The following is a 26,287-nucleotide window of genomic DNA, read 5'->3' on the forward strand; positions in this document are numbered from 1 at the left end:
GCACCGGCCGCCGGGCTCGCGGGCGTCAGCCGAACAGCTCGCTCATGAGCGACTTCTTCTTGTGCGGCTTGCCGTAGCCCGAGTGCGACGAGTGCCCGGAGCCCTGCACCTGCCGGAGCACCTCGCCGACCACCGAACCGAGACCTCCGGCCGCCGGCGCGCCGTGCCGCTGGGCGGGAGGCCGGTGCGACGGGTCGGGCCGCTGGGCGGGGGCGTCGTGGTAGGCGGTCTCGGCGTCGATCAGGCGGTCCAGCTCCCCGCGGTCGAGGAAGATCCCGCGGCAGTCGGAGCACTGGTCGACGTGCACGCCGTTGCGCTCGTAGGTCCGCATGGTGCCGTGGCACTTCGGGCAGGTCAGCTCCATGCCCGCGCAACGGGCCCCGGGGCACCGGAGTTCCCGCCGGCATGTGCGCGGAACGCATTCCGCCCAGTGGGGTCCGCACGTCGATCCGGGACCGGTGGACGGCGATACTGGAGTTCCCGCAGGCCGACCGATGGGAGCACTTGGTGGACCGGACGCTTTCGCGCCACACGTGGGACGCCGCGCCCACCGCACTCCTCGAGCGGGAGGTCTGACGTGGACAAGGTGGTGGCCTCGGCCCGCGAGGCGGTCGCCGACATCGCGGCCGGCTCGGTCCTCGCCGTCGGCGGCTTCGGGCTCTGCGGGGTCCCGATCGCGCTGATCGACGCCCTGCTCGAGCAGGGCACCGACCAGCTGACGACGATCTCCAACAACTGCGGCGTCGACGACCAGGCGCTCGGCGTCCTGCTCTACGCCGGCCGGATCCGCAAGACGATCAGCTCGTTCGTCGGCGGCAACAAGGAGCTGGCGCGGCTGTACCTGACCGGGCAGATGGAGGTCGAGCTGACCCCGCAGGGCACGCTCGCCGAGCGGCTGCGCGCCGGCGGCACCGGCATCCCCGCCTTCTACACCCCCACCGGCGTGGGCACGCTCGTCGCCGACGGGGGCATCCCGATCCGCTACGACTCCGACGGGAACGTCGTGGAGACGAGCCGGCCCAAGGAGGTGCGCGAGTTCGACGGCCAGCAGTACGTGCTGGAGACGGCGCTGACCGCCGACTTCGGGCTCGTGCGCGCCGCCCGCGGCGACCGGCACGGCAACCTGGTCTTCCACGAGTCGGCGGCGAACTTCAACCCGCTGGCCGGCATGGCCGGGCGGATCACCATCGCCGAGGTCGAGGAGCTGGTCGAGCCCGGCGAGATCACCCCGGAGCACGTGCACCTGCCCGGTGTGTTCGTCGACCGCGTCGTCGTGGTGGGCACCGAGGGCAAGAAGATCGAGAAGCTCACGAACCGTCCGCGCACCGACCGCTCCGAGACCCCGGCCGCCGCCGGCGAGGAGGCCTCCGCCTGATGTCCCTGACCCGTGAGCAGCTCGCGGCCCGGGTGGCCCTCGAGCTCGAGGACGGCCAGTACGTGAACCTGGGCATCGGCATGCCGACGCTCGTCCCGAACTACGTGCCCGACGGCGTGCACGTCGTCCTGCACTCGGAGAACGGCGTGCTGGGCGTGGGCCCCTACCCGTTCGAGGGCGAGGAGGACCCGGACCTCATCAACGCCGGCAAGGAGACCGTCACGATCCTGCCGGGCGCGAGCTTCTTCGACTCCGCCCTGTCCTTCGGGATGATCCGCGGCAAGCACCTCGATGTCGCCGTCCTCGGCGCCATGCAGGTCAACACCCGCGGCGACCTCGCCAACTGGCTGATCCCCGGCAAGATGGTCAACGGCATGGGCGGGGCGATGGACCTCGTCCACGGCGCCAGGCGCGTGATCATCATGATGGAGCACGTCGCCCGGGACGGGTCCCCGAAGATCGTCCAGGAGTGCACCCTGCCGCTGACCGGCAAGGCCTGCGTCGACCGGATCGTCACCGAGCTGGCCGTGATCGACGTGGCACCCGAGGGCCTGGTGCTCCGCGAGACCGCGCCGGGCGTGACCGTCGAGGAGGTCGTCGAGAAGACCGGCGCACCGCTCACGATCGCCGACGACGTCCGCGAGATGCCGCTGCCCGCCACCGTCTGACCGGGCGGACGCACCGCGTGGCGCAGGCCACGCGGTGCGCCGGCGTCAGCGGGAGTCGATCCGGGTGGGCGCGGGAGGTCGTGCCGCCGGGTCAGGCGGGGTCGCCGCGGAGCTCCTCGAGGATCGGCGCGGCGACCTTGAAGGCGTGGTTGGCCGCCGGGACCCCCGCGTAGACGGCCGCGTGCTGGATCACCCCGCCGATCTCCTCGTCGGAGAGGCCGTTGTTCTTCGCCGCCCGCACGTGCAGCGCGAACTCCTCCCAGTGCCGCAGCGCGATCGTGATCGACAGCGTCATCAGGCTGCGGTCGCGCCGGGACAGCTCCGGTCGCTGCCAGACGTCGCCCCACGCGACCCGGGTGATGAAGTCCTGGAATCCCTCGGTGAACGGGGTGACCCCGGCGACGGCGCGGTCGACGTGCGCGTCGCCCAGCACCTCGCGGCGGGTGCGCATGCCGGCCTCGCGGCGGGCGTCGTCGGTGGTCGGCTCGCTCATCGGGTGGTCCCCTCGGCGTCGAAGTGGGCCAGCAGCGCCCCGGTGACCTCGAGCGTCCGCTCCAGGTTGGCCAGGTGGGCGCCGCGCACGGTGAGCAGGCCGGCGCCGCGGATGCCGTCGGCGATCGCCGTCTGGTGCGGGGGCGGCAGCGCCGGGTCCTCGGACCCGGAGACCACGAGGGTCGGGGCGGCGATCCGGCCCAGGTCCTCCCGCAGGTCGATCCCGCCGACCACCTCGCAGCAGGCGGCGTAGCCCTCGTCGTCGGCGCCGGCGATCATCGCCTCGAGCTCGGCCACCAGCTCGGGGTGCTCCGCGGCGTGGGCCGGGGTGAGCCACCGCTGCACGACCGTCGGGGCGAACGAGGCGGTGCCCTGGGCCCGGGACTGCGCGGCCCGGTCGAGGAAGCCCTGCGGATCGACCTTCGCCGAGCTGAACATCACCGCCAGCCGGTGCACCCGCGACGGCTCCCGGGCCGCCATCCGCATGCCCACCATGCCGCCCAGGGAGACCCCGGCGACGTGCGCGCGCTCGGCGCCGATCCGGTCCAGGATCCCGAGGACGTCGTCGACGAGGTCGTCGATCGTGTACGGCCCCGCCGGCGCGGGCGACTCCCCGTGCCCGCGGCCGTCGTAGGTGACCACGCGGTACCGCTCGGCCAGCGCCGGCACCTGCGGGTCCCACATCCCCCGGGTCGCCCCCAGGGAGTTGGACAGGACGACGACCGGCGCGTCGGCCGCCCCGTCCACGGTGTACGACACGTCGGTCGCGGTCATCGCTCCCCCTCGGTCAGCCGGGCGTGCTCGGCCAGGACGGCGTCCACCTGCTCGGCCGCCTCGCCGACGTCGGGACCGCCGGCGAGCAGCTCCGTGACGTCGACGTCGTCGCGGCCGGCGATCACGTCGGCGAGCGGGCGCCCGGCTGCGGCGGCCTCGCGGACGGCGGCGGCGGCCTCGTCGTGCGCGGCGCCCCGCCCCAGCCGCGGGGTGAGCGCCTCGGCCAGGGCGCCGGCGAGCTCCGGGTCGCGCGCGGCGCCCGCGGCGGCGGCCATGCGCGCGACGTCGGGACGCAGCCCGTCGAGGCTCTCGACCAGCCAGGCCGCGGCCGAGCCGACGGTGGTGAGCAGGTCGGTCATCGCCGGCCACTCGCTGTGCCAGGCGCCGGCGGCCCGCTCGTGCTCCTGCTCCATGGCACCGAGCAGGGTGGCGACCAGGCCGGGCGCGCGGCGGGCGCAGGCGCGGGCGGAGATCGCGGCCACCGGGTTGCGCTTGTGCGGCATGGCCGAGGAACCGCCGCGGTCGGCGCCGCTCTCGGCGGCCTCGGCGACCTCGGTCTGCGCCAGCAGCACGACGTCGACGGCGATGGTCGCCAGCACGCCCGCCGCGGCGCCGAGCGCGCCGGCCAGGTCGGCGATCGGCAGCCGCATCGTGAACCACGGCGCGGCGGGCGCGACCAGGCCGAGCTCGGCGGCGAGGGCGGCGCGCAGCGCGACCCCGGAGCCCTGGCTCGCGGCCAGCGTGCCGACGGCCCCGCCGTACTGGACCGGCAGCGTCGCGACGACCTCGGCCAGCCGCAAGCGGGCGCCGTCCAGGCCGCTGAGCCAGCCGGCCGCCTTGAGCCCGAAGGTGGTGGGCAGCGCCTGCTGCATCAGCGTGCGACCCATGACGACGTCGTCGCGGTGCGCGCGGGCCAGCCCCGCCGCCGCCTCGGCGGCGAGCGCCAGGTCCCGGTCGATGGCGCTGATCGCCCGCCGGGCGAGCAGCACCAGCGCGGTGTCGACGACGTCCTGGCTGGTGGCGCCCACGTGCACGGCGACGGCGTCCCGCTCCCCCACCGCGGTCTGCAGCACGCGCACCAGCGGCGGCACCGGGTTGCCGGCGTCGGCCGCCTTCGCGACCACGGTGGCGAGGTCGAGGCCGGCGGGCTCGGCGCAGGCGCGGGTGACGGCGTCCGCCGCGGTGGTGGGGACCAGGCCCGTCGCCGCGGCGGCCCGGGCGAGCGCCGCCTCGACGTCGAGCAGGGCCGCGAACCAGGCCGCGTCGGACACTGCGGTCGCCGCACCGCCGCGCGCGAAGGTGCCGCCGAAGAGTCCGCTCACGCGCGAGTTCCCGTCACGCAGCAGTTCATACCGCGAAGAAGACCGTCTCGCGCTCACCCTGCAGGTAGACGTCGAAGCGGTAGCCGTCCTCGCTCGGCTCGGCGACCAGCGTGCGGCGCTGCTCCTCGGAGAGCCCCCGGAGCACGACGTCCTCGGCGTTGGCCTCGGCCTCGTCGGCGAAGTAGATGCGCGTGACGACCCGGTCGAGGATGCCGCGGGCGAAGATCGAGACGTCGATGTGCGGTGCCTGGAGCCCGCCCTCGCCGTCGGGCACCCGGCCCGGCTTCAGCGTGTGGATCGCGAACTCGCCGGACAGCGTCTGGGCGCGGGCGTAGCCGCGGAAGCCGGGGTAGGACGCCGCTCCGCGCGGGTCCTCGGGCGAGGCGAAGCCGCCGTCGGGGTCGGCCTGCCAGGTCTCGACCATGGCGTCGGGGACGACGGCGCCGGCGCCGTCGACCACCGTCCCGCGGAGCCAGAAGCCGCCCGGGGTGCCCTCCTCGGCGGCGTACTCGCCGTCGGGCCAGGTGAGGCCGATGGCCAGGTACGGGCCGACGGTGGCGCTCGGGGTGGTGCCGAGCCGGTGCGGGCCGGTCAGGAAGCCGCTGCCCCGCTGCCCGGACCTCGGCTGGAAGGGCTCGTCCGGGTTCGGCGGGACGTCGAGGGGGTTGCCGATCGGCTTGCTCACGCCACGTCTCCGTCGTCCTCGGTCTCGAACGGCGTCTGGTCGACGCCGCGCAGCACGATGTCCCACTCGAAGGCCAGCGCCCAATTGTCCTGGGTGCGCTCGAGGGAGAACCGGCTGATCGCGCGGTGCCGGGCGGCGGCGGGGATCGCGTTGAAGATCGGGTCCTGGCCGAAGAGCGGGTCCTCGGGGAAGTACATCTGCGTGACGATCCGCTGGGTGAAGGCCCGCCCGAAGAGGCTGAAGTGGATGTGCGCCGGACGCCAGGCGTTGTGGTGGTTGCCCCACGGGTAGGCGCCGGGCTTGATCGTGAGGAACTCGTAGCGGCCCAGGCTGTCGGTGACCACCCGGCCCAGCCCGTCGAAGTGCGGGTCCAGCGGCGCCGGCCAGTTGTCGACGACGTGCCGGTAGCGGCCCGACGCGTTGGCCTGCCACACCTCCACCAGCGCACCGGGCACCGGGCGGCCGTCGCTGTCGAGCACCCGCCCGTGCACGAGGATCCGCTGCCCGACGGCCTCGCCGCCGTTGCGCCAGGTGAGGTCGGCGTCCTGGGCCAGGACCCGGTCCTCGCCCAGCACGGGGCCGGTGACCTCGGTCAGCCGGTGCGGCAGGTCCACCGGAGTGCGCAGCGGGGCGCGGAGCCCGGTGCTGCGGTACTCGGGGAAGCCGACGGGGGTGCGCGTCGCCGCGTCCTCCCGCGTGTAGCGCGGCAGGACGAGCCCGCCGCCGGTCGTGATCCCGGTCATGCCGGGACCGTACGGCCGCCGGGCTAGGCTGCCCAAGCCACTGCTTCCACTGGACGGGAGGAGGTCCCTCGCATGGCCGGACACAGCGCCGCGCCGGGCCGATCGGTCACCTCGCGGGCCCTCGGCATCCTCGACGCCTTCGGCAGCGACTCCCCGCGGCTGTCCCTGTCCGACATCGCCGAGCGCTCGGGCACGCCGCTGACCACGGCGCACCGGCTGCTCGGCGAGCTGACCGAGTGGGGAGCGCTCGCCCGCCGTCCCGACGGCCGCTACGAGATCGGCCGCAAGCTCTGGGACCTCGGGCTGCTGGCCCCGGTCCAGCTGGGCCTGCGCCAGGTGGCCGCCCCCTTCCTGCAGGACCTGCACACCACGATCCGCGACACGGTGCACCTCGCCGTCCGCGACGGGCTCTCCGCCCTCTACGTCGAGCGGATCTCCGGGCGGGAGTCGGTGCCGGTCCTGAGCCAGGTCGGCAGCCGGCTGCCGCTGCACGCGACCGGCGTCGGCAAGGTGCTCCTGGCCTCGGCGCCGGACGACGTCGTCGAGCAGGTGCTGGGCTCGCTGCACCCGGTCACCCGCCACACCGTCGTCGACCCGGAGCGGCTGACCCGCGAGCTCGGCGAGATCCGCCGGCGGCGCTACGCCCGCACCTGCGAGGAGATGTCGCCCGGCGCGGCCTCGATCGCCGTCCCGGTGCAGGTCGAGCGGCCGACCGGCGCGCTCGCGGTCGCGGCGCTGGGGATCGTCGTCCCCCCGCACCGGCGCGATCTGGCCCGCCTGGTGCCCGCCCTGGAGATGGCCGCCCGGGGCATCGGGCGCGAGCTCGCCCGCTCGCTCGAATTCCACTGAGCAGAAGTTCGGTCCCTGCGTGGCGCCGCCGCCCCCCAGACTCGGCGGGGTGCGCACCCAGGTAGGCATCATCGGCGCCGGCCCGGCCGGACTCCTGCTCTCCCGGCTCCTCGCCCGGCGCGGCATCGACTCCGTCGTGCTGGAGAACCGCTCGCGGGAGTACGTCGAGTCGCGCATCCGCGCCGGCATCCTCGAGCAGCACACGGTCGACACGCTGACCGAGGCCGGGCTCGGGGACCGGCTGCGCCGCGAGGGGCTGGAGCACCGCGGCATCCACCTGCAGCACCCCGGCACCCGGCACACGCTGGACTTCCCCGAGCTGTGCGGGCGCACCGTGTGGGTGTACGGGCAGACCGAGGTCACCAAGGACCTGATCGCCGCCCAGCTGGACGGCGGCCCGCCGCTGCTGTTCGAGGTCTCCGACGTGACCCCCGAGGACGTCGACGGCGACAGCCCCCGCATCCGGTTCACCGACGCCGAGGGGAACCCGCAGGTGCTCGAGTGCGACGTGATCGCGGGCACCGACGGTTTCCACGGCCCCTCCCGCGCCGTCGTCACCGAGGGCACCGCCGGTCAGGTCTGGGAGCGCACCTACCCCTACGCGTGGCTGGGCATCCTGGCCGACGCCGCGCCCTCGACCGACGAGCTCATCTACGCCTGGCACCCCGAGGGCTTCGCGCTGTACTCGATGCGGTCGCCGAAGGTCTCCCGCCTCTACCTGCAGGTGGACCCCGGCGAGAAGATCGAGGACTGGTCCGACGACCGCATCTGGGACAACCTCTCGCGCCGGCTGGACATCGACGGCTGGACGGTGAACACCGGCCCGGTCACCGAGAAGTCGATCCTGCCGATGCGCTCGTTCGTCAGCGCCCCGATGCGCCGCGGCCGCCTCTTCCTCGCCGGCGACGCCGCGCACATCGTGCCGCCGACCGGGGCCAAGGGCCTCAACCTCGCCGTCGCCGACGTCACGCTGCTGGCCGCGGCCCTGGACCGGCTGCTCACCGAGCGGCGCACCGACCTCGTCGACGCCTACTCCGACACCGCCCTGCGCCGCGTGTGGCGGTGCACCCACTTCTCCTGGTGGATGACCTCGATGCTGCACACCTCCGGCGACGACTTCGACGCCCAGCTCCAGCTCTCCCAGCTGAGGCGCGTGTGCTCGTCGGAGGCGGCGGCACGGGAGCTGGCCGAGAACTACACCGGTCTCCCCCTCGAGGGCTGACCGCCGGCAGCATCCGGAACGGCCCCTGCGCGCGAAGGGTGGTGCGTGGAGCACCTCGTACCGCGCGAGCAGACCGATTGGCTGGTCCAGCTCCTCGTCGAGGCCGGCCTGGGCCCCGCCGAGATCCGCGTGCTGGTGACCCGCCTGTGCTTCGAGGTGATCGTCGCCGACGACGCCGGGACCGACGCACGGCTGCTCGAGGTGATCGCCGACCGGCGGCCGGCGGTGCGCGCGGCGTGGGTCGAGGTGATCGACCGCATGACCTCGCCGACCGGCCGCTGAGTCACCCCGCGTCGGCGAGGGTGGCCCGGATCCCCCGCTCGCGCAGCGAGGTGCGGGCCGCCAGGAACGCCGCGGTGAAGCGCGGGTCGTCGACGAGGTCGCCGAAGAGCTCGCGGTCGGCGACCGGCGCCAGCGGGTCGGCCGCGCCGGCGGCAGCCACGAGCCGGTCGCGGCGGGAGTCGACGACCTCCAGCGGGCGCCCGTCGTCGTCGGTGCCCTCCAGCGACCGCGCCCAGGCCGCCAGCACGAGGACGGCGCGGCGGATCTCCCCGCCCGAGGCGAGGTTGGCCCGGAGCACCGGCAGCACGAACTGCGGGATGCGGTCGGAGGCCTCGGCGGCGATCCGGTCCAGGGTGTCGGCGATGGCCGGGCTGCCGAAGCGTTCCAGCAGGCCGTCCTTGTAGCCGTCCAGGTCGATGCCCGGTACCGGGCGCAGCGTCGGCGTCGCCTCCTCGTCCAGGTAGCCCCGGAGCAGGTCGCGGAAGGCCGGGTCGGCGCACGCCTCGTGCACGTAGGTCAGCCCCGCCAGCCGGCCGGTCTGGGCCAGCACCTGGTGGCCGGCGTTGAGCAGCCGCAGCTTCATCAGCTCGTACGGCGCGACGTCCTCGACCAACTGCACCCCGGCGTCCTCCAGCGGGGGCCGGCCGCAGGCGAACGTGTCCTCCTGCACCCACTGGGTCCACGGCTCGCAGACCACCGGCCACCGGTCCTCGACGCCGAACCGCTCGGCCAGGCCCGCCCGGTCGGCATCGGTGGTGACCGGGGTGATCCGGTCGACCATCGAGTCGGGGAACGGCACCTCCTGCTCGACCCACTCCCCCAGCTCGGCGTCGCGCAGCCGGGCGAACGCCCCGAAGCTGGCCCGCGCGAGCCGGCCGTTGCCCGGGATGTTGTCGCAGGAGACGACGGTGAACGGCGGCTCGCCCCGGTCGCGGCGCCGGGCGAGCGCCTCCACGACCAGGCCGAACGAGGTGCGCAGCGCCGCCCCCGGCTGCAGGTCGTTGACCACGCCGGGGTTGCTGCCGTCGAACTCGCCGGTGACCGCGGAGGCGTTGTAGCCGCCCTCGGTGACGGTCAGGCTGACCACGCGGGTGGCCGGGTCCGCCATCCTCTCCACCACGGCGTCGGGGTCGTCGGGGGCGAACAGGTACTCGACCAGCGAGCCGATCACCCGCGCGTCCTCGGTGCCGTCGGGGTGGCGCACCACGAGCGTCCAGAGGCAGTCCTGCGCGGCCATCACCTCGGCCATGCGCCGGTCGACCGGCAGCACGCCCACCCCGCAGATCCCCCAGTCCAGCGCCTCCCCCTGCTCCATGAGCCGGTCGAGGTACATCGCCTGGTGCGAGCGGTGGAACCCGCCCACCCCCAGGTGGACGATGCCGACGCGCACCCGGCTCCGGTCGTAGGAAGGCACGGAGACCCTGCCGTCCAGTGCCTGCAGGGTCCGGGGGGCGAGAGGCGTCACGGGCCCACCATGCCCACTCCCGGCCCCCGGGAACGGAGGCACGCGGGAAAAGCGCGCCGCTCCCCTGCCGGGCCGGAGCTACCCGCCGGTACGGGATGTGGGATCGTCCGACGTACACGTCGAGACGCCGCTTCCGTGGCGGCGTCGGGAATGAGGACCGATGCGGTTGCAGCTGTCCCCGGAGCTCGAAGCCTTCCGGGAGGAGATGCGGACCTTCTTCACCACGCAGGTGCCGCAGGAGATCCGCGACACGGTCGCGGCACACCGGCACGTGTCCAAGGAGCAGTACGTCGAGGCGCAGCGGGCGCTCAACGCCGCCGGCCTGTGCGTGCCGCACTGGCCGGTCGAGTGGGGCGGCAAGGACTGGACGCCGCTGCAGCGCCACATCTGGCGCGAGGAGATGCAGCTGGCCAACGTTCCGGAGCCCCTGGCCTTCAACACGTCCATGATCGGGCCGGTCATCGCGGCCTTCGGCAACCAGGAGCAGAAGGAGCGCTTCCTGCCGAAGACGGCGAACCTCGACATCTGGTGGTGCCAGGGCTTCTCCGAGCCCGACGCCGGCTCCGACCTGGCCTCGCTGCGCACCAACGCGGTGCGCGACGGCGACGACTGGGTGGTCAACGGCCAGAAGACCTGGACCACGCTGGGCCAGCACGCCGACTGGATCTTCTGCCTGGTGCGCACCGACCCGACGGCGGAGAAGAAGCAGCGCGGCATCTCGCTGCTGGTCTTCCCAATGGACACCCCGGGCGTCACCCTCCGGCCGATCGAGCTGATCGACGGCGGGTTCGAGGTCAACGAGGTCTTCTTCGAGGACGTCCGCGTCCCCGCCGAGAACCTCATCGGCGAGGAGAACCGCGGCTGGGACTACGCCAAGTTCCTGCTGGGCAACGAGCGCGTCGGCATCGCCCGCATCGGCACCACCAAGCGGCTGCTCGCGCAGGCCAAGGAGCACGCGCGGGAGATCGTCGCCGACGGCCGACCGCTGCTGGAGAACCCGCGCATGGCCGCGCGCATCGCCGAGCTCGAGAACGAGCTCGTGGCGCTGGAGCTGACCGCGCTGCGCGTGGTCGCCAACTCCTCCGACGGCAAGCCGCACCCCGCGTCCTCGGTGCTCAAGCTCCGCGGTTCGGAGCTGCAGCAGGCAGGCATGGAGCTGCTGGTGGACATCGCCGGCCCGCTCTCGCTGGCGTCCTTCGCCGAGGAGGGCTCGGACGTGCCCGACTTCGCGCGGGTCGCCACGCCGTCGTACCTGAACTACCGGAAGGTCTCCATCTACGGGGGCTCGAACGAGGTTCAGCGCACCATCATCGCCGGCACGATCCTGGGGCTGTGATCTGAGATGGACTTCACCTTCGACAGCGAGCAGAACGACCTCCGCGAGGCCGTCCGCGGTCTCCTCGAGCGCGCCTACGGCGACAGCGAGGCGCGCCGCAAGGTCGCCCTCAACGACCCCGGCTTCGACGAGAAGACCTGGTCCCGGCTGGCCGAGATGGGCCTGCTGGGCCTGCCCTTCGCCGAGGAGCACGGCGGCATGGGCGCCGGCCCCATCGAGGTGGCGATCGTCGCCGAGGAGATGGGCCGGGTCATCGCGCCCGAGCCGTTCATCGAGGCGGTCGTGCTGGCCGGTGGCCTGATCGCCGCCGTCGGCACCGACGAGCAGAAGGGCGAGCTGCTCGGCGCCATCGCCGAGGGCGCCTCCGTGCCCGCTTTCGCGCACGCCGAGGTCGGCACCCGCTGGAGCGCGTCGGCGTCGGCGGTCACCGCCACGCAGGCCGGCGACGGCTGGACCCTCACCGGGGTCAAGGAGCCGGTGGCCAACGGCGCCCGCGCCGACGTCCTCGTCGTCTCGGCGGCGGTCGACGGCGGCACCGGCCTCTTCGTCGTCCAGGGCGACGCCGAGGGCCTGACCCGCACCGGCTACCGCACCCACGACGGCGGCCGCGCGGCCAACGTCCGCTTCGAGAACACCCCCGCGGTGGCTCTCGGCGCGGGCGGGGACCAGACCGCCGCCATCGAGCGGGCGCTCGCCGAGGCGCGGATCGCCTACAGCCACGAGTCGATCGGCGCCATGGACACCGCGCTGCGCACCACGGCGGAGTACCTGAAGACCCGCAAGCAGTTCGGCGTGACGCTCAACCGGTTCCAGGCGCTCACCTTCCGCGCCGCGGACATGTACGTGTCCCTGGAGCTGGCCCGCAGCACCGCGCTGTGGGCGTCGATGGTGCAGGACGCCGGCGGCGACGTCGTCTCCGCCGCCGACCGCGCCCGGCTGCAGACCAGCCGCGCCGGCCGGCACATCGGCAAGGAGGCCATCCAGCTGCACGGTGGCATCGGTGTGACCGCCGAGTACAAGGTCGGCCACTACACCAGCCGGCTCACGGCGATCGACCACGTGCTCGGCGACGGCGACTGGGCCGCCGACCGGCTCGCGGCCGAGGTCGCGGCGCACGAGACGGTCGACCCGCTGGGTGCCCCGTACGCGGTCTGATCCACCCGCGTCCGCGCAGCGGCGTCATCCCCCGCACAGGGGGATGGCGCCGCTGCCGCGTTTACGGCACGCTCCGGTCACGGTCGGCCCGCTGCCGTCCCAGGCGCCCCACGCGCGTCGACACGCGCAGCGGCTGACCGCGCGCACGCCCGGTAGGAGCCAGGCTCCGACCGTCACCGTCAACCCGGGTTGCCCCCGGGACGTACCCGGAGGTCCAGAGTGCGCCTGACCCGACTGCTCGCGGGAGCCGCGGTTCTCGGTCTGCTGAGCGGCACCGCCGCCTGCGGCATGCAGAGCATCGAACCCAAGATCCAGCTGCGCGACGCCCTGCGCGCCTTCGGCGACCAGTCGTCGGGGGCCCTGCGGCTGTCGATCCCGAGCTCCGAGGACGACGTGCGCGCCTTCATGGCTGCCGCGGACGAGGCCACCGGTGGCGAGGACGTGCCCGACGACGTGCTCTCGACGCTGCTCGGCTCGTCGCTGGTCCTCGGGTTCGACGAGGGCGAGGACGCCGACGACCCGGCGGACGACGCCGTCCGCACCGTGCTCGAGATCGGCGACCTGGACGCGGCCGAGTTCCGCGGCATCGGGGAGGAGCTGTTCGTCCGGGCCGACGTCGACGGCCTGGTCGACGAGTTCCCCGACATGGCCGCCGACGTGGAGTCCTTCCGCGAGAGCCTCGAGTCCGGCGCCGACATCCCCGAGCCGCTGCTCGAGCCCGCGCAGGCCCTGCTCGACGGCGACTGGGTGTCGCTGGACGGCGCGGCGCTGGTCGAGCAGATCGAGACGCTGAGCGGGACCAGCACGGCGGAGGACGAGGCCGAGCTGCAGAAGGAGCTGCAGGACCTGGCCGGCAAGGCCGTGCAGGAGGCCGTGGTCTCCGTAGAGCGCAAGGGCGAGGACGACGACCTGGGCGACCACCTCGTGGTGACGCTCAACCTGCGCAAGGGCTACGCAGCGGTGCGCGAGGACCTGCCCGAGGTCCTCGCGGCGGATGACCCGACGGCGCTGGAGCAGCTGCCGCCGGTCGAGGAGGTCCCGGACACCGACGTCGCCGTCTCCGTCTGGGTCCAGGACGACGAGCTGTCGCGGATCGAGCTCGACGCCGCCCAGTTCCTGGACGAGCCGGCCGGGCACCTGGTGCTGCGCGCCGACGTCCTCGACGCCGAGCCGGTCACCGCGCCGGAGGACTCGGTGCCGGTCGACGTGATGGCCCTGTTCGAGGGCGCCATGAGCGCCGCCCCTCCGGGCACCGAGGAGATCGACGCCTACACGATCGCCGCCTGGATCGACATGGACCTCGCGACGGTCGCCTCCGAGGCCGGCGACGAGTCCTCGGTCGCCTACCTGCCCGAGGTGCTGCCCTGGTACGAGGGGACGACGCCGGACCTGGTGATCACCGCCGTCGGCCCGCTCGTGCAGGTCTCCACCGGCGGTCAGGTCGTGTGCCTCACGCCCTCGCCGGACGGCTTCGGCGAGCAGATCGCGGACGGCCCCTGCTGACCTTGCGGTCCACCGCACGACGACGGAGCCCCGTCCCCCGACCCGGGGGGCGGGGCTCCGCCGCGTCCAGGGTCAGCGCGCGAGGCGGCCGACGACCAGGCGGTTCACCCAGTCCGGGCTCATGGCCGAGGCGAGCGCCAGGGCGCGGGTCTGCCGGCCGACGGTGCGGTGCGGCGAGCGCGGCAGCGGGACCCGCTCGTGGACGACCCGCCAGGCGGCCGCGGCCACGTCGTCGGGCGTCAGCCGGACGCCGAGCCGCTCGACCGGGGCCATGTGCACCCCGTCCCGGGTGACCATCTCGGTGTCGACGAACAGCGGGATCAGGCTGCGTACCCGAACTGCCTGCCCCCGGATGCCGTCGGCCCGCCACTCCAGGTCCAGCGCCTCGGTCAGCGACTTCACCGCCGCCTTGGTGGCCCCGTACGTCGCGAGGGTCGGCTGGCCGTAGAGCGCCGAGGCCGAGCACAGATTGAGCAGCAGCCCCCGCCGTGCGCGGGAGAGGTACTCGTGGCCGGTCAGCGCGCCGAGCACCACACCGGTGACGTTGACGTCGACCTGGCGCCGGTGGGTGGCCGCGTCGATGCCCGCGAACGGCCCGGACGCGAGCACACCGGCGTTGTTCACCAGCACGTCGAGCCGTCCGTCCGGGCAGAAGCGCTCCAGGGCGCTCCCCCACTGGTCGGCGTCCCGGACGTCGAGCCGGCCGTGCACGGCGTTCGCCCGGCCGTCCGCGACCGCGGCCACGCCGGCGGGATCCACGTCGAACAGGCCGACCCGCCAGCCGGCATCGAGGAACCGCTCGGCGATCGCGCGGCCGATGCCGCGCCCCGCGCCGGTGACCAGGATGCTGCCCGGAGGTCTGCGCGTCATGGTGCAGTTCTTACCTGGTGACGCGCTGGAACGGCCCCGTCGCCGGGGGGGCGACGGGGTCCTTCGACTACTCGCCCAGCATCGCCCGGCGGAGCTCGTCGGCGTCGGCCCGCACCTGGTCGAGCACGGGGACCAGGTCGTCCTCGCGGAGCTGACCGCAGCTGAGCCGCACGATGGGGACCGTGTCGTGGTCCTCGATCGTGAGCCGGGCGGCCACCTCGAAGGCGGAGCGGAGCAGACCGCCCTCCAGGGACGTGAAGTCGTCGACCTGGTTGAGCCGGCTGGTCATCCCGTGCGGGAAGCCCCACTGCTCCAGGGCGACGGCGGTCAGCCGCAGGCTGTTGATGCCGTACCGGCGCAGCTCGGCGGTCCGCCGGGCGGTGAAGTCGGGGTTGTCGTCGACCAGCTCGGCGTACCCCTCCCGGTCGTTGTGGTTCAGCAGCGCGGCGCCCATCTGGGCCAGCAGCCCGAGGCACAGGGCGTCCTGCGGCCGCTCGCCGAAGCGGGGCGCCAGCGCGGAGGCGGCGAGGGCCAGGCTGGTCGTGACGTCCCAGAAGTTCTCCGGCAGCCGCGACTCGTCGTCCAGGTCGGTGAGCGCGACGGTGGCCATCGTGCGCACCGTGGTGAAGCCGACGACGGTGACGGCGAACTGCAGCGAGGTGACCCGCCCGCGCATGCCGAAGTAGGCGGAGTTGGCCAGCTTCATCACCCGGCTGGCCAGCGCCACGTCGGAGGCGAGGATCCGCGACAGCACCTTGGCGCTGGTGTCGTCGGAGTTGGCGACCGAGACGATCTGCGCGGCCACCGGCCGCTGGGCGGCCATCGTGTCGATGCTGGCGAGCACCTTCTCCAGGTCGAAGAGGTGGTGGGCCCCCTCCCAGGGGACCGGCAGCGGGGTCACGGTCATCGGGTGCGGTCTCCATGTGCGGCGAACCAGGCGGCGGCGTGCCCCCCGGTGAGGGGCTGGCTGAGGCTGAAGCCCTGCAGGTACGTGACTCCCATGCGGGTGAGCTCCGCGGCCTGCTCGGGCGTCTCGACGCCCTCGGCGACGGTGCTCAGGTTGAGGCTGCGGGCCAGCGCGATGACCGCCGAGGCGATCTCGGTGTACCCGTGCGCCAGCTCGGCCACGAACGAGCGGTCGACCTTCAGGCAGTTGACCGGCAGGTGCCGGAGGTAGGCGAGCGAGGAGTAGCCGGTGCCGAAGTCGTCGATGGCCAGTTCCACGCCGAGCTCGCGCAGCTGGTGGAGGACCTCGCTGGCGGAGTGCGGGTCCTTCATCAGCGCGGACTCGGTGATCTCGATGGAGATGCGGGACGGGGCGAGCCCGTGCCGCTCGAGGGCGTCGGACACCTGCGACGGCAGGTTGCCGTCCAGCTGCAGCGCCGACACGTTCACGTTGGCGCGCGCGGGCGCGGCCCACCCCATCAGCCGGTCCCACTCGGCCAGCTGGCGGCAGGTCTCGTCGAGCACCAGCAGCCCGAGGCCGGCGATGAGCCCGCTCTCCTCGGCCAGCGGCACGAAGACCACCGGGCTGATCGAGCCGCGGTCGGGGTGGTCCCACCGGGCCAAGGACTCCACCGCCACGGGGCTGCCGTCGGCGGTGCTGAAGATCGGCTGGTAGAGCAGCGTGATCTGGCGGTGCTCGATGGCGTCGCGCAGCTCGGCGACCAGGCGCAGCTTGTCGCGCGCCTCCTCGCGGGCCCGCTGGTCCAGGACGGTGATCCGGCCCTTGCCGCCGGCCTTCGCCTGGTACATCGCGATGTCGCAGTCGCGGATGAGCTCCTCGGCGCCGGTGTGCTCGTCGGTCTGCACCGTCACACCCACGCTGGCGTAGGGCCGCACGTCCACCCCGCCGAGCCGGACCGGCCGGGCCAGCTCCACGGAGATGCGCTCGGCCAGGGCGACCGCGGCCGCCTCGTCCACGCTCTCGCAGACCACCACGAACTCGTCGCCGCCGAAGCGGGCCACGAGGTCACCGGGGCGCACCACGGCACGCAGCCGGTAGGCCACCTCGGCGAGCAGCTCGTCGCCGGCGGTGTGCCCGAGGGAGTCGTTGACGACCTTGAAGTTGTCCAGGTCGAGGAAGAGGCAGGCCAGGCCGCTGGTGCCCGGCGTGAACCGGCTGGCCACGTACTGGGCCAGCAGCGTCCGGTTGGGTAGCCCGGTGAGCGGGTCGTGGTTGGCCTGGTGCGCCAGCTTGGCCTCGAACGCCAGCCGGTCGGTGATGTCCTCGATGGTGCCGACGAAGCCGGCGCCGACCCCCGGGGTGAACAGGTGGGCGAAGCGGATGACCGTCGTCCGCACCGTGCCGTCCTCGCGCAGCAGCCGGGCCTGGGTCTCGACCTCCTCGCCGTCGAGCGCCGCGGAGACCTGCTCGATGACCGTGTCGAGGTCGTCGGAGTGCACGGTGTCGATCCAGCCGGTGCCCAGCAGCTGCTCGGCCTGCCGGCCGACGAGGGTGCAGAACGCGTCGTTGACGTGCGCCAGGCGCATGCCCTGCTCCGAGAGCAGGGTGGGCACGGGCGAGCGCTCGGTGAGGGTGGAGAAGCGTCGTTCGTGCGCGTCCGCGGTGGCCCGCAGCGCCCGCTCCTGCTCGTTGGTCGTCGAGACGATGCGGATGGTCCACATCCGGCCCGAAGGCGACGGCGTGGTGCCGACCACGGCCTCCATGACCGCACCGCTGGCCGTGCGCACCGACAGCGTCATCCTCGCGGCGCGCTCGCGGCGCAGCAGGAGCTTGAGCTCCCCCGCGCCGAGCGTCGGGAAGAGGTGGTCGACCGGCAGGGCGCGCAGGTCGTCCAGGCCGTAGCCGAGCAGTTCGACGGCGCCGACGTTCCCCCACGTGATGCGGGTGCGGCCTCCGGTGGTCTCGGCCACGAGGAGCGCCAACTGGTCGCTCACGGTCGCGCTGTAGAAGATCGACGAGACGATCTCCGGTGGAACGCGATCGTCGTCGGGCACGCTGATGGTGACGCTCACGGTCCTCCCTCGCTGGTTCGGCGGGCGCTCCTGCTGGACGCCTTGCACGGAAGTTCTCGGCCGACCGACCCCAGCGCTTGCAGCCGAACGTGCGCGGGGTCCCCCGTTGGGGGGAGGGCGCGCGCACGACCCGCAACCCCCTGGAGGACCGTTCCCCCATCGGGCGTGCCGTGCCTCACATTCGCGGAGCCATCCGCCGTCACGCCTCGTTGACAGGCAAGATCCACCCGTTCCACGAGCACCGCGTACGACCCCACCACTGGCGGACCGGCGACGACGCCCGTCCCCCGAGGATCGGAGCGCCACGATGCACCTCGGAGTCCCGCGCGAGACGCGCGCCCGCGAGACACGGGTCGCGGCCACGCCGACCACGGTCCAGAAGCTCGTGGCGCTGGGCTACGAGGTGGTCGTCGAGACCGGCGCGGGAGCGGCGAGCAGCTTCCCCGACGAGGCCTACGCCGAGGCCGGGGCGCGCGTGGGCAGCGCCGAGGAGGCCTGGCAGGCCGACGTCGTGCTGCGGGTCAACGCCCCCGCGGCAGAGGAGCTGCCCCGGCTGCGGGACGGCGCCACGCTGATCGGCCTGCTCGCCCCGGCCTTCAACCCCGACCTGGTGGAGGCGCTGGCGCAGCGGCCGGTCACCGCGCTCTCCATGGACGCCGTGCCGCGCATCTCCCGCGCCCAGTCCATGGACGTGCTGAGCTCGATGGCCAACATCGCCGGCTACCGGGCCGTCGTGGAGGCCGCGCACGTCTTCGGCCGGTTCTTCACCGGCCAGGTCACCGCCGCCGGCAAGGTCCCGCCGGCCAAGGTCCTCGTCGCCGGCGCCGGCGTGGCCGGGCTCGCCGCGATCGGCGCGGCCAGCAGCCTCGGCGCGATCGTGCGGGCGACCGACGTCCGCCCCGAGGTGGCCGAGCAGGTGCGGTCGCTGGGCGGTGAGTACGTCGCCGTCCCCGCCGGGGAGCAGGAGGTGAGCTCCGACGGCTACGCCCGCGAGATGGGCGAGGACTTCAACCGCCGCGCGGCGGAGATGTACGCCGAGCAGGCCCGTGACGTGGACATCGTCATCACCACGGCGCTGATCCCGGGGCGGCCCGCTCCCCGGCTGATCACCGAGGAGATGGTGGCCTCGATGAGGTCGGGCAGCGTGATCGTCGACATGGCCGCGGCGCAGGGCGGCAACGTCGCGGGCTCCGTGCCCGACGAGATCGTGGTGACCGGCAACGGCGTCTCGATCATCGGCTACACCGACCTGCCCGCCCGGCTCCCCGCCCAGGCCTCGCAGCTCTACGGCCAGAACCTGGTCAGCCTGCTGACCCTGCTGACGCCGGGGAAGGACGGCCGCCTGGTCCTCGACCTCGACGACGTCGTCCAGCGCGCGATCACGGTGGTGCGCGACGGCGAGAAGACCTGGCCGCCGCCCCCGGTGCAGGTGTCCGCTGCTCCGGCCCCGGCCCAGCCGCCGGCGGTCAAGGAGCCCGCTCCCCCACCGGAGCCCCCGAGGCCCGGACGGCAGCTGGCGGTCGTCGGGCTGGGCGCGGCGCTGCTGTTCCTCGTCGCGGCGCTGTCCCCGGACGAGCTGGTCGGCCACTTCACCGTCTTCGCGCTCGCCGTCGTCGTCGGCTTCTACGTCATCGGGAAGGTGCACCACGCGCTGCACACCCCGCTGATGAGCGTCACCAACGCGATCTCCGGGATCATCGTCGTCGGCGCGATCCTGCAGCTGGGCAGCGACGACGCCGTCGTCCGGACGCTGGCCTTCGTCGCGACGCTGCTCGCCAGCATCAACGTCTTCGGCGGCTTCGCCGTAACCCGCCGCATGCTGGGCATGTTCTCCCGCGGCCCGAGCGCAGAGGTCGCCGCCCGATGACCGCCGTCTCCGCCGCCTCCGCGGCCTACATCGTCGCCGGCCTGCTGTTCATCCTCAGCCTCGCCGGGCTCTCCAAGCACGAGACGGCCAAGGCCGGCAACGCCTACGGCATCGCCGGCATGGCGCTGGCGCTCGCCGCGACCGTCGGCGTGGTGGCCGAGGACATCTCCGCCATCGGCCTGACGCTGCTGGTCGTCGCGGTGGTCGTCGGAGCGGCCATCGGGATCTGGCGCGCGCGGGTGGTCGAGATGACCGGCATGCCGGAGCTCATCGCCCTGCTGCACAGCTTCGTCGGCCTCGCCGCGGTGCTGGTCGGCTGGAACGGCTACCTCTCGGTCGAGGGGGCCGACGGCGGTTCGTCGCTCACCGGCGCCGAGGCCGGCATCCACTCCGGCGAGGTCGTGATCGGGGTCTTCATCGGCGCGGTCACCTTCACCGGGTCGATCGTCGCCTTCCTCAAGCTGTCCGCGCGGATCAAGAGCAACCCGCTCATGCTGCCGGGTCGCAACTGGCTGAACCTGGGCGCCCTGGCGCTGTTCGCCGTCCTCACCGTCGTGTTCGTCGTCGAGCCGAACCTGCTGGTGCTCTCGGTGGTCACCGCGCTGGCGCTCGCCCTGGGCTGGCACCTCGTCGCCTCGATCGGCGGCGGCGACATGCCCGTCGTCGTCTCGATGCTCAACAGCTACTCCGGCTGGGCGGCCGCGGCGTCGGGCTTCCTGCTGGGCAACGACCTGCTGATCATCACCGGCGCGCTGGTCGGCTCCTCGGGTGCCTACCTCTCCTACATCATGTGCAAGGCGATGAACCGCTCGTTCCTCTCCGTCATCGCCGGCGGCTTCGGCAACGAAGGCGGCGCCGCCTCCTCCGACGTCGACTACGGCGAGCACACCGAGATCGGCGCCGACGAGGTCGCCGAGCTGCTGCGGGACGCCGAAACGGTCGTCATCACGCCGGGCTACGGCATGGCCGTCGCCCAGGCGCAGGGCGCGGTGGCCGACCTCACCCGGAAGCTCGCCGACCGCGGCGTCGACGTGCGGTTCGGCATCCACCCGGTCGCCGGCCGCCTGCCCGGGCACATGAACGTGCTGCTCGCCGAGGCGAAGGTGCCCTACGACGTCGTCCTCGAGATGGACGAGATCAACGACGACCTGGCCGCCACCTCCGTCGTCCTGGTGATCGGGGCGAACGACACGGTCAACCCGGCCGCGGCCGAGGACCCGAGCAGCCCGATCGCCGGCATGCCGGTGCTGCGGGTGTGGGAGGCCGAGCGGGTGGTGGTGTTCAAGCGCTCCATGAACACCGGCTACGCCGGCGTGCAGAACCCGCTGTTCTTCCGGGAGAACAGCCGGATGCTGTTCGGCGACGCCCGCGAGCGCGTGGAGGACATCCTCCGCGCGCTGTGAGCGCGGCAGATCAGTGCCGAACGTCCCTGTTCCGAAAGGCCGTTCTGCTTTACGGTGAGTACGTGCGCGGTCACGGAATGGTCAGCGAGGTCCCGACGTCGACGGCGCACGACCACGTGTGCTGGATCTACCGGGACGACGCCGAGCTCCATGCCGTCGGCATGGAGTTCCTCGCCGGTGGCCTGGCGCAGGGCGAACGCCTGCTCTGCGTCGGCGACCGGATGGCCGAGGGCCTGCGCCGGGACCCCGGAGCCCTCGGCGGAGCCGCCGCGCTGATCGCCGCGGGGACGTTGGAGGTGCTGACGCTCACCGAGGCGTACGAGGCCGCCGGCGGGTTCAGCACCGAGCGCCAGCGGGCCTTCTACGACGCCGCCACGCGCCGGGCGCTGACCGACGGGTACACCGGCCTGCGGGTGCTCGCCGACGTCACCGCCCTGGCGGGCGACCCCGTCCACCACGACGAGCTGGTCCGCTGGGAGCACGTCGCCGACGAGTTCATCGCCAACGGCCCGGGCATGTCCGCGCTGTGCGGCTACCGGGCGGATCTCCCGGAGGCCGCGCTCGCGGACGTCACCTCCGTGCACCCGCTGGTGCACACGACCGCTGACGACGCCGTCCCGTTCCGGCTGTTCTTCGACGGACGTCGGCTGGTGCTGGCCGGCGACGTCGACACCCTCGGCGCCGAGCGCCTCGTCCGGGCGCTCCGCTCCTCCCCCGTCGAGTCCGGCGCGCCCGCCCTGGACCTGACCGACCTGCGGTTCGCCGACGTGGCCGCGTACCGGGCGATCGCCGCGTGGGCGCGCGCGCTGGCCGACGACGGGGAGCCGGTGGAGCTGTGGAACGCCCCGGCCCTGCTGCGACGCACCTGGCAGCTCCTGGGCCTGGACGAGTGGGCGTCCGTGTCCTTCCCCTCGACCGCCTGACGGCGACCCTCCTCCTGACCCACCTGGTGCCCGCAGGCGTGCGACGCGGCTGCACTGGGCATCCCTCCGCCACGGCCCCTCCGGGTCGCCGGCGGCCCGGGGGCCGAGATCCAGCGGTCGAGAACACGGCCGCTGGATCGCCCCCGGTCGGGTGGCCGGGTTGCGTGTGCGTCGGCAGGCGCGGACGGTGATCACGTGGACCCCTTCCGCGGCCTCGGCCTGCCCCGCATCCCCGGGTTCGGCGAGCTGCTCGCTCTGCTGCAGACCCAGACGGAGGCGCTCGCGCAGCTCCCCCGCACGCTGTCGGACCTGAACGGCACCGTGCGGCAGCTCACCGAGCTGGTCAACTCGGCCTCCGAGACGATCGCGTCGGTCCAGCGCACGGCCGTGCGCCTGGAGACGTTGGTGGACGACCTGGAGGAGCCGCTGCGTGCCCTGAAGCCGGGCCTCGAGCGGGTGGGCCGGGTGCTCGACGACCCGGTCGTGGAGACCGTGCCCGACACGCTCCGCCACATCCAGGACGACCTGGTGCCGCTGATCGCCGGGCTCCGGCAGGCGCAGACCCGCGTCGGCTCGGTGACCGGGCTGCTCCGGCGTCCGCCCCGCCGGCCGCGGGACGACGAGGAGGACGACGGCTACTGAGCCGGGTCGGGCCGCTCGGACCGGCGCTCCCCGTGCCGGACGAAGTCGCCGACTGCTTCTTCGAGCCGGGCCCAGGTCGAGCTCCACTCCACGAGCGGGTCGAGGATCCGCTCGAGCACCTCGAGCTGCTGGTCGAAGGCGTCCAACTGGGCGCGCATCGCGGCCATCGAGCTGCGCTGGGCGCCGACCATCTCGGCGATCGCACGCACCTGGGCGGCCGACAGCGCACCGGGCGGGCTCGGCAGCGCCGGCAGGGGCAAGCGGGCCGTGGCGCTGCCCGCGAGGGTGCGCGCCCGGTCGGTGAACCCGCGGAGCTGGTTCACGAACTCGTCGATCGACCGGCCGACGAGCCCGGGAGGCGGCACGGAGCGGTCGGCGTCGTCGGGCTCGGTCATCGTTCTCCTCGGCTCGGGTCAGTGCCCTGACCTTAGGCAACGCGGCTGCCGTCGGGCGACCCGTCGGGCGCCGGGGCGGGCTCGCACTGCGGGACCGCGCACGGGACCATGGAGAGCGTCCCCCTCCGACCGACCCCGGGAGAAGCGTGCGCAACCGCGGTCCCCTGCTGCCCGCCGTCGCCGCGGCGACGCTGGCCGTCGTGCTGACCGCCTGCGGCACCACCGAGACCCGGACGGCCGCCTCGCCGGGAACCGAGCCGTCGTCGCCGTCGTCCTCGGCCGCGCCCGCGCCGGATGACCGAGTCGGCGCCGTGCTGGAGGAGCTGGAGCCCCGCGAGCGCGTGGCCCAGCTGTTCGTGGCCGGCGTCCCCCTCGACGACCTCGGCAGCGGGGGCGAGATCGTCCGGACCGGCGTGGGAGGCGTCTTCCTGCACGGCCGGACCACCGCGACGGCCGAGGAGCTGGCGTCCCGCACGAGCGCCTGGCAGGAGGAGGCCCCCGGCCCCGGGCTGTGGGTGGCCGCCGACCAGGAGGGCGGCCTGGTGCAGACCTTCAAGGGGCCGGACTTCGAGCTGCTCCCCACCGCCGTGGTGCAGGGGCGGCTCCCCGATCCCGAGCTGCGGGCGCTGGGCGACCGGATGGGCGCGTCCATGAACGCCGCCGGGCTGAACGTGAACCTCGCACCGGTGGCCGACGTCGTCCCCGCGGGCGCCGAGGCGGGGAACGAGCCGATCGGCGCCGTCGAGCGCCACTACGGCAGCACCGGCGCCGACGTCGCCGCCGACGTGGCCGCGATCGCCGACGGGCTGGCCGCGCACGGCGTCGTCCCGACGCTGAAGCACTTCCCGGGCCTGGGCCGGGTGCAGGGCAACACCGACACCAGCGCGAGCGTGGTCGACCCGGGCGTGGGCCCCGCCGACGAGCAGGTGGCCGCGTACTCCGACGCGCTCGGGCGCACGTCCGCCGAGCCGTTCGTGATGATGTCCAGCGCCGTCTACCCGCTGATCGACCCGGAGAACCAGGCCGCCTTCTCGCGGCCCGTGGTGACCGGGCTGCTCCGCGAGCAGCTCGGCTTCGACGGCGTCGTCATCTCCGACGACCTGGCGAACGCCGACGCCGTCGAGGGCATCCCCCCGGGCGAGCGGGCGGTGCGGTTCATCGAGGCCGGCGGCACCCTCGTGCTCACCGTCGACGGCGGCCCGGTGCCCGAGATGATCGACGCGGTCGCCGCGCGGGCGGAGCAGGACCCGGCGTTCGCCGAGCTCGTCGACGGCGCCGTCCGCACCACCCTCGCGGCCAAGGAGCGGGCCGGCCTGCTCGGTTAGGCCCTCAGCCGCCGGTGAGCTCGCGCAGCCGGTCGGCGTTCCGCACGGCGTGGCCGTACCCGTCGTTGTTGAAGTAGACGAAGACCTCCCGCCCGTCGGCCCGCCACTCCCCCACCCGGTCGGCCCACCAGCGCAGGTCGTCGTCGGAGTACGAGCCGGCGTAGAGGTGCTCGTGGTCGGGACCGTGCATGCGCACGTAGACGAAAGGCGCGGTGGCCCGCAGCACGCACGGCAGCCCGGCCCCGCTCATGACGGTGTACGCGGCGCCGTGCCGCTCCAGCAGAGCCTGCACGGCGTCGTCGTGCCAGCTCGGGTGCCGGAACTCCACCGCCACCCGCATCCACCCCGGCAGCCGCTCGAGCACGTAGGCCAGCCGGGCGTCGTCGCGCTGGTGCGCGGGGTGCAGCTGCAGCAGCAGGACCGCCCGCCGGTCGCCGAGCTCGTGCCAGGCCGACGTCATCCGCCCGATCCACGCCTCGGGGGCGTAGAGCTTCTTCGCGTGCGTCAGGCCCCGGGGCGCCTTCACCGAGAGCTGGAACCCCGGCGGCAGCCGCCGGCGCCAGCCCGCGAAGCTGGCGTCGCGCGGCCACCGGTAGAAGCTGGCGTTGAGCTCGACGGTCCCGAACCGCCGGACGTAGTGCGCCAGCCGGTCACGCGGCGGCGTGCCCGCCGGGTAGAGGACGTCGTCCCAGTGGTCGTAGCTCCACCCCGACGTCCCGATGTGGACCGTCACCCAGGTGACGAACTGGAACGGCCCCGCTGCAGGGACCCGCCGCGAGCGCGCGAGCGGTGGGGGGCAGCGGGGTCCTTCGTCAGTACCAGCCCTTGGACTGCGAGTGCGCCCAGGCGCCGCAGGGCGAGCCGAAGCGGTTCTCGATGTAGATCAGGCCCGCGTCGATCTGCCGGTAGCCGTCAGAGGTCTTGGCGATGCCCGTCCCGGCCCAGGTCGAGTCGAGGAACTGGGCGATGCCGTAGGCGGTGCTCGAGGGGTTCTGCGCGTTGGGGTTCCAGCCGCTCTCCTTGCCCCACAGCTTCTCCAGGCAGCTGAACTCCGAGCCGCTGCCCCCGAGCTTGCCCATCGCGTAGTCCTGGTAGGAGCCGGCGGGGGCGACGGCGGCGCTGGTGCCGCGGCCCGGGCGGGCCGACGCGGCAGCGGCCTCGGCGGCCCGGGCGGCCTCGGCCTCGGCGGCGACGCGCGCGGCCTCCTGCTCGGCGGCCAGGCGGGCGGCCTCCTCGGCGGCACGACGGTCGAGCTCGGCCTGGTCGGCGGCGGCCTGCGCCTGCACGGCGGCGTCCTGCTGCGCCTGCCGCTCGCTGCGGCTGGCGGCCAGCACGCCGAGGGAGTCGACGGCGGCGACCGCGGACTCCTCGTGCGGCGCCTGCTCGGTGATGCCCAGCTGCTCGGCGACGCTGACCGAGGCCAGCTCCGGCTCGGCCTGGGCGGCGGGCTCGCCGGCGGTGACCACGTTGACCAGAAGGGCACCGGCGGCGGCCACCGACAGCAGGAGCGCGGGACGCCGGGCGCGCAGGGCGGCGCTGCGATCGCCGGTCGACGGGCGTGCGGCACGGGTGAGACGAAGGTTCATGGGGAGGAACTGCTCCAGGTGCAGGGTGCGGCGGTCCGCAGGTGTTCGGCGGCGGACGGCTGCGACGTGGTCGGGTGGCAGCGGGTGTCGGGCGGGAGGCCCGGGCTCTCAGCGCGGGGAAGGCGCGCGCGAGGCTCCGTACCGGCTGCTGGTCCGTGCAAGGTGGGCCCGCAGGCTCGCCATGCGGCGGTGCTCCGTTTCTTCTGTGAGCCGCCTACCGAGTTAGCTGACGGATTCGGGCGCAGAAGTAGCCCTACCCGCGCCGGTGCGGCGCAGGATTCACCCCAGTACTGCGGTGGGTCCCCGGTTCACCTGCGGCTCGACGAGCAGCGGGCGATTCGGCGGCGCCCGGCGGACCTCCCCGGGGAGGGAGTGGGTGACCGGCCGGGCTCAGCCACGGTAACCAGCGTTACGCGTTCGTGACAA

At 73.9% G+C, this 26,287-nt stretch carries 26 protein-coding genes and 1 riboswitch; of the genes, 13 read left to right on the top strand and 13 right to left on the bottom strand.

Features of this window, described 5'->3' with window-relative positions; genetic code table 11:
• Nucleotides 1-25 precede the first annotated feature (25 nt).
• On the bottom strand, nucleotides 26-331 hold the full coding sequence (locus DQ244_RS13185; protein ID WP_233491372.1) for a zf-TFIIB domain-containing protein: 306 nt from the start codon (nucleotides 329-331) through the stop codon (nucleotides 26-28).
• Between the two features lie 246 nt (nucleotides 332-577).
• On the opposite strand from DQ244_RS13185, the gene DQ244_RS13190 reads away from it, so the two are divergent.
• Nucleotides 578-1,375 (top strand): CoA transferase subunit A, encoded by a 798-nt coding sequence (locus DQ244_RS13190; RefSeq protein WP_113811925.1) that lies wholly within the window; start codon nucleotides 578-580, stop codon nucleotides 1,373-1,375.
• The gene (locus DQ244_RS13195) at nucleotides 1,375-2,043 is read left to right on the top strand and encodes a CoA transferase subunit B (RefSeq protein ID WP_113811926.1); all 669 of its coding nucleotides are present in this window, start codon (nucleotides 1,375-1,377) and stop codon (nucleotides 2,041-2,043) included. The genes DQ244_RS13190 and DQ244_RS13195 overlap by 1 nt, the downstream gene beginning before the upstream one ends.
• 91 nt (nucleotides 2,044-2,134) lie before the next feature.
• Here DQ244_RS13195 and pcaC read toward each other — a convergent pair whose 3' ends face one another.
• Genes pcaC through pcaH form a run of 5 tightly spaced genes read right to left on the bottom strand, consistent with a single transcriptional unit; the run spans nucleotide 2,135 to nucleotide 6,059 of the window.
• Nucleotides 2,135-2,536, bottom strand: coding sequence for a 4-carboxymuconolactone decarboxylase (gene pcaC, locus DQ244_RS13200; protein WP_113811927.1), 402 nt, complete (start codon nucleotides 2,534-2,536; stop codon nucleotides 2,135-2,137).
• The gene (gene pcaD, locus DQ244_RS13205; RefSeq protein WP_113811928.1) at nucleotides 2,533-3,309 is read right to left on the bottom strand and encodes a 3-oxoadipate enol-lactonase; all 777 of its coding nucleotides are present in this window, start codon (nucleotides 3,307-3,309) and stop codon (nucleotides 2,533-2,535) included. Before pcaD ends, pcaC begins: the two co-directional genes overlap by 4 nt.
• Nucleotides 3,306-4,631: a 3-carboxy-cis,cis-muconate cycloisomerase gene (pcaB, locus tag DQ244_RS13210; protein ID WP_113811929.1), complete on the bottom strand. Its 1,326-nt coding sequence runs from the start codon at nucleotides 4,629-4,631 to the stop codon at nucleotides 3,306-3,308. The genes pcaD and pcaB overlap by 4 nt, the downstream gene beginning before the upstream one ends.
• A gap of 25 nt (nucleotides 4,632-4,656) precedes the next feature.
• On the bottom strand, nucleotides 4,657-5,316 hold the full coding sequence (gene pcaG / locus DQ244_RS13215) for a protocatechuate 3,4-dioxygenase subunit alpha (RefSeq protein WP_233491373.1): 660 nt from the start codon (nucleotides 5,314-5,316) through the stop codon (nucleotides 4,657-4,659).
• Nucleotides 5,313-6,059 carry a protocatechuate 3,4-dioxygenase subunit beta gene (pcaH, locus tag DQ244_RS13220; RefSeq protein ID WP_113811930.1) on the bottom strand — a complete coding sequence of 249 codons (747 nt, stop codon included), beginning with the start codon at nucleotides 6,057-6,059 and terminating at the stop codon, nucleotides 5,313-5,315. Before pcaH ends, pcaG begins: the two co-directional genes overlap by 4 nt.
• 72 nt (nucleotides 6,060-6,131) lie before the next feature.
• Between pcaH and DQ244_RS13225 the strand changes: the two genes are divergently transcribed.
• Genes DQ244_RS13225 through DQ244_RS13235 form a run of 3 tightly spaced genes read left to right on the top strand, consistent with a single transcriptional unit; the run spans nucleotide 6,132 to nucleotide 8,412 of the window.
• A complete protein-coding gene (locus DQ244_RS13225; RefSeq protein WP_113811931.1) occupies nucleotides 6,132-6,908 on the top strand; it encodes an IclR family transcriptional regulator in 777 nt (258 codons plus the stop codon).
• A gap of 49 nt (nucleotides 6,909-6,957) precedes the next feature.
• Entirely contained in the window at nucleotides 6,958-8,130 is a 1,173-nt protein-coding gene (locus DQ244_RS13230) for a 4-hydroxybenzoate 3-monooxygenase (protein ID WP_113811932.1), read from the top strand.
• A gap of 45 nt (nucleotides 8,131-8,175) precedes the next feature.
• The gene (locus DQ244_RS13235) at nucleotides 8,176-8,412 is read left to right on the top strand and encodes a hypothetical protein (protein ID WP_113811933.1); all 237 of its coding nucleotides are present in this window, start codon (nucleotides 8,176-8,178) and stop codon (nucleotides 8,410-8,412) included.
• A gap of 1 nt (nucleotide 8,413) precedes the next feature.
• Here DQ244_RS13235 and DQ244_RS13240 read toward each other — a convergent pair whose 3' ends face one another.
• Nucleotides 8,414-9,826 carry a mannitol dehydrogenase family protein gene (locus tag DQ244_RS13240; RefSeq protein WP_233491374.1) on the bottom strand — a complete coding sequence of 471 codons (1,413 nt, stop codon included), beginning with the start codon at nucleotides 9,824-9,826 and terminating at the stop codon, nucleotides 8,414-8,416.
• Between the two features lie 211 nt (nucleotides 9,827-10,037).
• On the opposite strand from DQ244_RS13240, the gene DQ244_RS13245 reads away from it, so the two are divergent.
• The 3 genes from DQ244_RS13245 (at nucleotide 10,038) to DQ244_RS19445 (ending at nucleotide 13,871) form a co-directional block, all read left to right on the top strand.
• Nucleotides 10,038-11,213, top strand: a complete 1,176-nt coding sequence (locus DQ244_RS13245; protein WP_113811935.1) for an acyl-CoA dehydrogenase family protein — start codon at nucleotides 10,038-10,040, stop codon at nucleotides 11,211-11,213.
• A 6-nt stretch (nucleotides 11,214-11,219) separates the two neighbouring features.
• Complete coding sequence (locus DQ244_RS13250) at nucleotides 11,220-12,368, top strand: acyl-CoA dehydrogenase family protein (protein WP_113811936.1); 1,149 nt, start codon at nucleotides 11,220-11,222, stop codon at nucleotides 12,366-12,368.
• A 219-nt stretch (nucleotides 12,369-12,587) separates the two neighbouring features.
• Nucleotides 12,588-13,871 (top strand): hypothetical protein, encoded by a 1,284-nt coding sequence (locus DQ244_RS19445; protein WP_158544561.1) that lies wholly within the window; start codon nucleotides 12,588-12,590, stop codon nucleotides 13,869-13,871.
• 72 nt (nucleotides 13,872-13,943) lie between these two features.
• On the opposite strand, the gene DQ244_RS13260 is transcribed toward DQ244_RS19445, so the two are convergent.
• From DQ244_RS13260 to DQ244_RS13270, 3 genes are all read right to left on the bottom strand, one after another.
• Complete coding sequence (locus tag DQ244_RS13260) at nucleotides 13,944-14,741, bottom strand: SDR family oxidoreductase (protein WP_113811937.1); 798 nt, start codon at nucleotides 14,739-14,741, stop codon at nucleotides 13,944-13,946.
• A 67-nt stretch (nucleotides 14,742-14,808) separates the two neighbouring features.
• Nucleotides 14,809-15,648, bottom strand: coding sequence for an HDOD domain-containing protein (locus tag DQ244_RS13265; RefSeq protein WP_113811938.1), 840 nt, complete (start codon nucleotides 15,646-15,648; stop codon nucleotides 14,809-14,811).
• Nucleotides 15,645-17,720 (bottom strand): bifunctional diguanylate cyclase/phosphodiesterase, encoded by a 2,076-nt coding sequence (locus DQ244_RS13270; RefSeq protein ID WP_233491375.1) that lies wholly within the window; start codon nucleotides 17,718-17,720, stop codon nucleotides 15,645-15,647. Before DQ244_RS13270 ends, DQ244_RS13265 begins: the two co-directional genes overlap by 4 nt.
• A 307-nt stretch (nucleotides 17,721-18,027) precedes the next feature.
• Here DQ244_RS13270 and DQ244_RS13275 point away from each other — a divergent pair, with 307 nt between their 5' ends.
• The 4 genes from DQ244_RS13275 to DQ244_RS13290 all read left to right on the top strand — a co-directional run bounded on the left by DQ244_RS13275 (nucleotide 18,028) and on the right by DQ244_RS13290 (nucleotide 22,555).
• Nucleotides 18,028-19,587: a Re/Si-specific NAD(P)(+) transhydrogenase subunit alpha gene (locus DQ244_RS13275; RefSeq protein WP_113811939.1), complete on the top strand. Its 1,560-nt coding sequence runs from the start codon at nucleotides 18,028-18,030 to the stop codon at nucleotides 19,585-19,587.
• Nucleotides 19,584-20,990 carry a Re/Si-specific NAD(P)(+) transhydrogenase subunit beta gene (gene pntB / locus DQ244_RS13280; RefSeq protein WP_113811940.1) on the top strand — a complete coding sequence of 469 codons (1,407 nt, stop codon included), beginning with the start codon at nucleotides 19,584-19,586 and terminating at the stop codon, nucleotides 20,988-20,990. Before DQ244_RS13275 ends, pntB begins: the two co-directional genes overlap by 4 nt.
• Before the next feature lie 62 nt (nucleotides 20,991-21,052).
• Entirely contained in the window at nucleotides 21,053-21,913 is an 861-nt protein-coding gene (locus DQ244_RS13285; protein ID WP_147251523.1) for an MEDS domain-containing protein, read from the top strand.
• 195 nt (nucleotides 21,914-22,108) lie between these two features.
• A complete protein-coding gene (locus tag DQ244_RS13290; RefSeq protein ID WP_113811942.1) occupies nucleotides 22,109-22,555 on the top strand; it encodes a hypothetical protein in 447 nt (148 codons plus the stop codon).
• Here DQ244_RS13290 and DQ244_RS13295 read toward each other — a convergent pair.
• The gene (locus tag DQ244_RS13295) at nucleotides 22,549-22,950 is read right to left on the bottom strand and encodes a hypothetical protein (protein WP_113811943.1); all 402 of its coding nucleotides are present in this window, start codon (nucleotides 22,948-22,950) and stop codon (nucleotides 22,549-22,551) included. The genes DQ244_RS13290 and DQ244_RS13295 overlap by 7 nt on opposite strands.
• Nucleotides 22,951-23,096: 146 nt before the next feature.
• Between DQ244_RS13295 and DQ244_RS13300 the strand changes: the two genes are divergently transcribed.
• Nucleotides 23,097-24,275 carry a glycoside hydrolase family 3 N-terminal domain-containing protein gene (locus DQ244_RS13300; RefSeq protein WP_113811944.1) on the top strand — a complete coding sequence of 393 codons (1,179 nt, stop codon included), beginning with the start codon at nucleotides 23,097-23,099 and terminating at the stop codon, nucleotides 24,273-24,275.
• A 4-nt stretch (nucleotides 24,276-24,279) separates the two neighbouring features.
• On the opposite strand, the gene DQ244_RS13305 is transcribed toward DQ244_RS13300, so the two are convergent.
• Entirely contained in the window at nucleotides 24,280-25,008 is a 729-nt protein-coding gene (locus DQ244_RS13305; protein WP_113811945.1) for a DUF72 domain-containing protein, read from the bottom strand.
• Between the two features lie 79 nt (nucleotides 25,009-25,087).
• Complete coding sequence (locus DQ244_RS13310) at nucleotides 25,088-25,861, bottom strand: transglycosylase SLT domain-containing protein (protein ID WP_113811946.1); 774 nt, start codon at nucleotides 25,859-25,861, stop codon at nucleotides 25,088-25,090.
• A gap of 196 nt (nucleotides 25,862-26,057) precedes the next feature.
• Nucleotides 26,058-26,215, bottom strand: a riboswitch (cyclic di-AMP (ydaO/yuaA leader).
• Nucleotides 26,216-26,287: the final 72 nt, after the last annotated feature.

This window comes from Blastococcus sp. TBT05-19 (assembly GCF_003319095.1).
Taxonomy (GTDB): Bacteria; Actinomycetota; Actinomycetes; order Mycobacteriales; family Geodermatophilaceae; genus Blastococcus.

Excerpts from the sequence above, each read along its gene's own strand:
- DQ244_RS13185 (WP_233491372.1), bottom strand. The coding sequence starts at position 331 with ATGCGGACCTACGAGCGCAACGGCGTGCACGTCGACCAGTGCTCCGAC.
- DQ244_RS13195 (WP_113811926.1), top strand. The coding sequence starts at position 1,375 with ATGTCCCTGACCCGTGAGCAGCTCGCGGCCCGGGTGGCCCTCGAGCTC.
- pcaC (WP_113811927.1), bottom strand. The coding sequence starts at position 2,536 with ATGAGCGAGCCGACCACCGACGACGCCCGCCGCGAGGCCGGCATGCGC.
- pcaD (WP_113811928.1), bottom strand. The coding sequence starts at position 3,309 with ATGACCGCGACCGACGTGTCGTACACCGTGGACGGGGCGGCCGACGCG.
- pcaH (WP_113811930.1), bottom strand. The coding sequence starts at position 6,059 with ATGACCGGGATCACGACCGGCGGCGGGCTCGTCCTGCCGCGCTACACG.
- DQ244_RS13225 (WP_113811931.1), top strand. The coding sequence starts at position 6,132 with ATGGCCGGACACAGCGCCGCGCCGGGCCGATCGGTCACCTCGCGGGCC.
- DQ244_RS13245 (WP_113811935.1), top strand. The coding sequence starts at position 10,038 with ATGCGGTTGCAGCTGTCCCCGGAGCTCGAAGCCTTCCGGGAGGAGATG.
- DQ244_RS13250 (WP_113811936.1), top strand. The coding sequence starts at position 11,220 with ATGGACTTCACCTTCGACAGCGAGCAGAACGACCTCCGCGAGGCCGTC.
- DQ244_RS13260 (WP_113811937.1), bottom strand. The coding sequence starts at position 14,741 with ATGACGCGCAGACCTCCGGGCAGCATCCTGGTCACCGGCGCGGGGCGC.
- DQ244_RS13265 (WP_113811938.1), bottom strand. The coding sequence starts at position 15,648 with ATGACCGTGACCCCGCTGCCGGTCCCCTGGGAGGGGGCCCACCACCTC.
- DQ244_RS13275 (WP_113811939.1), top strand. The coding sequence starts at position 18,028 with ATGCACCTCGGAGTCCCGCGCGAGACGCGCGCCCGCGAGACACGGGTC.
- pntB (WP_113811940.1), top strand. The coding sequence starts at position 19,584 with ATGACCGCCGTCTCCGCCGCCTCCGCGGCCTACATCGTCGCCGGCCTG.
- DQ244_RS13295 (WP_113811943.1), bottom strand. The coding sequence starts at position 22,950 with ATGACCGAGCCCGACGACGCCGACCGCTCCGTGCCGCCTCCCGGGCTC.
- DQ244_RS13310 (WP_113811946.1), bottom strand. The coding sequence starts at position 25,861 with ATGAACCTTCGTCTCACCCGTGCCGCACGCCCGTCGACCGGCGATCGC.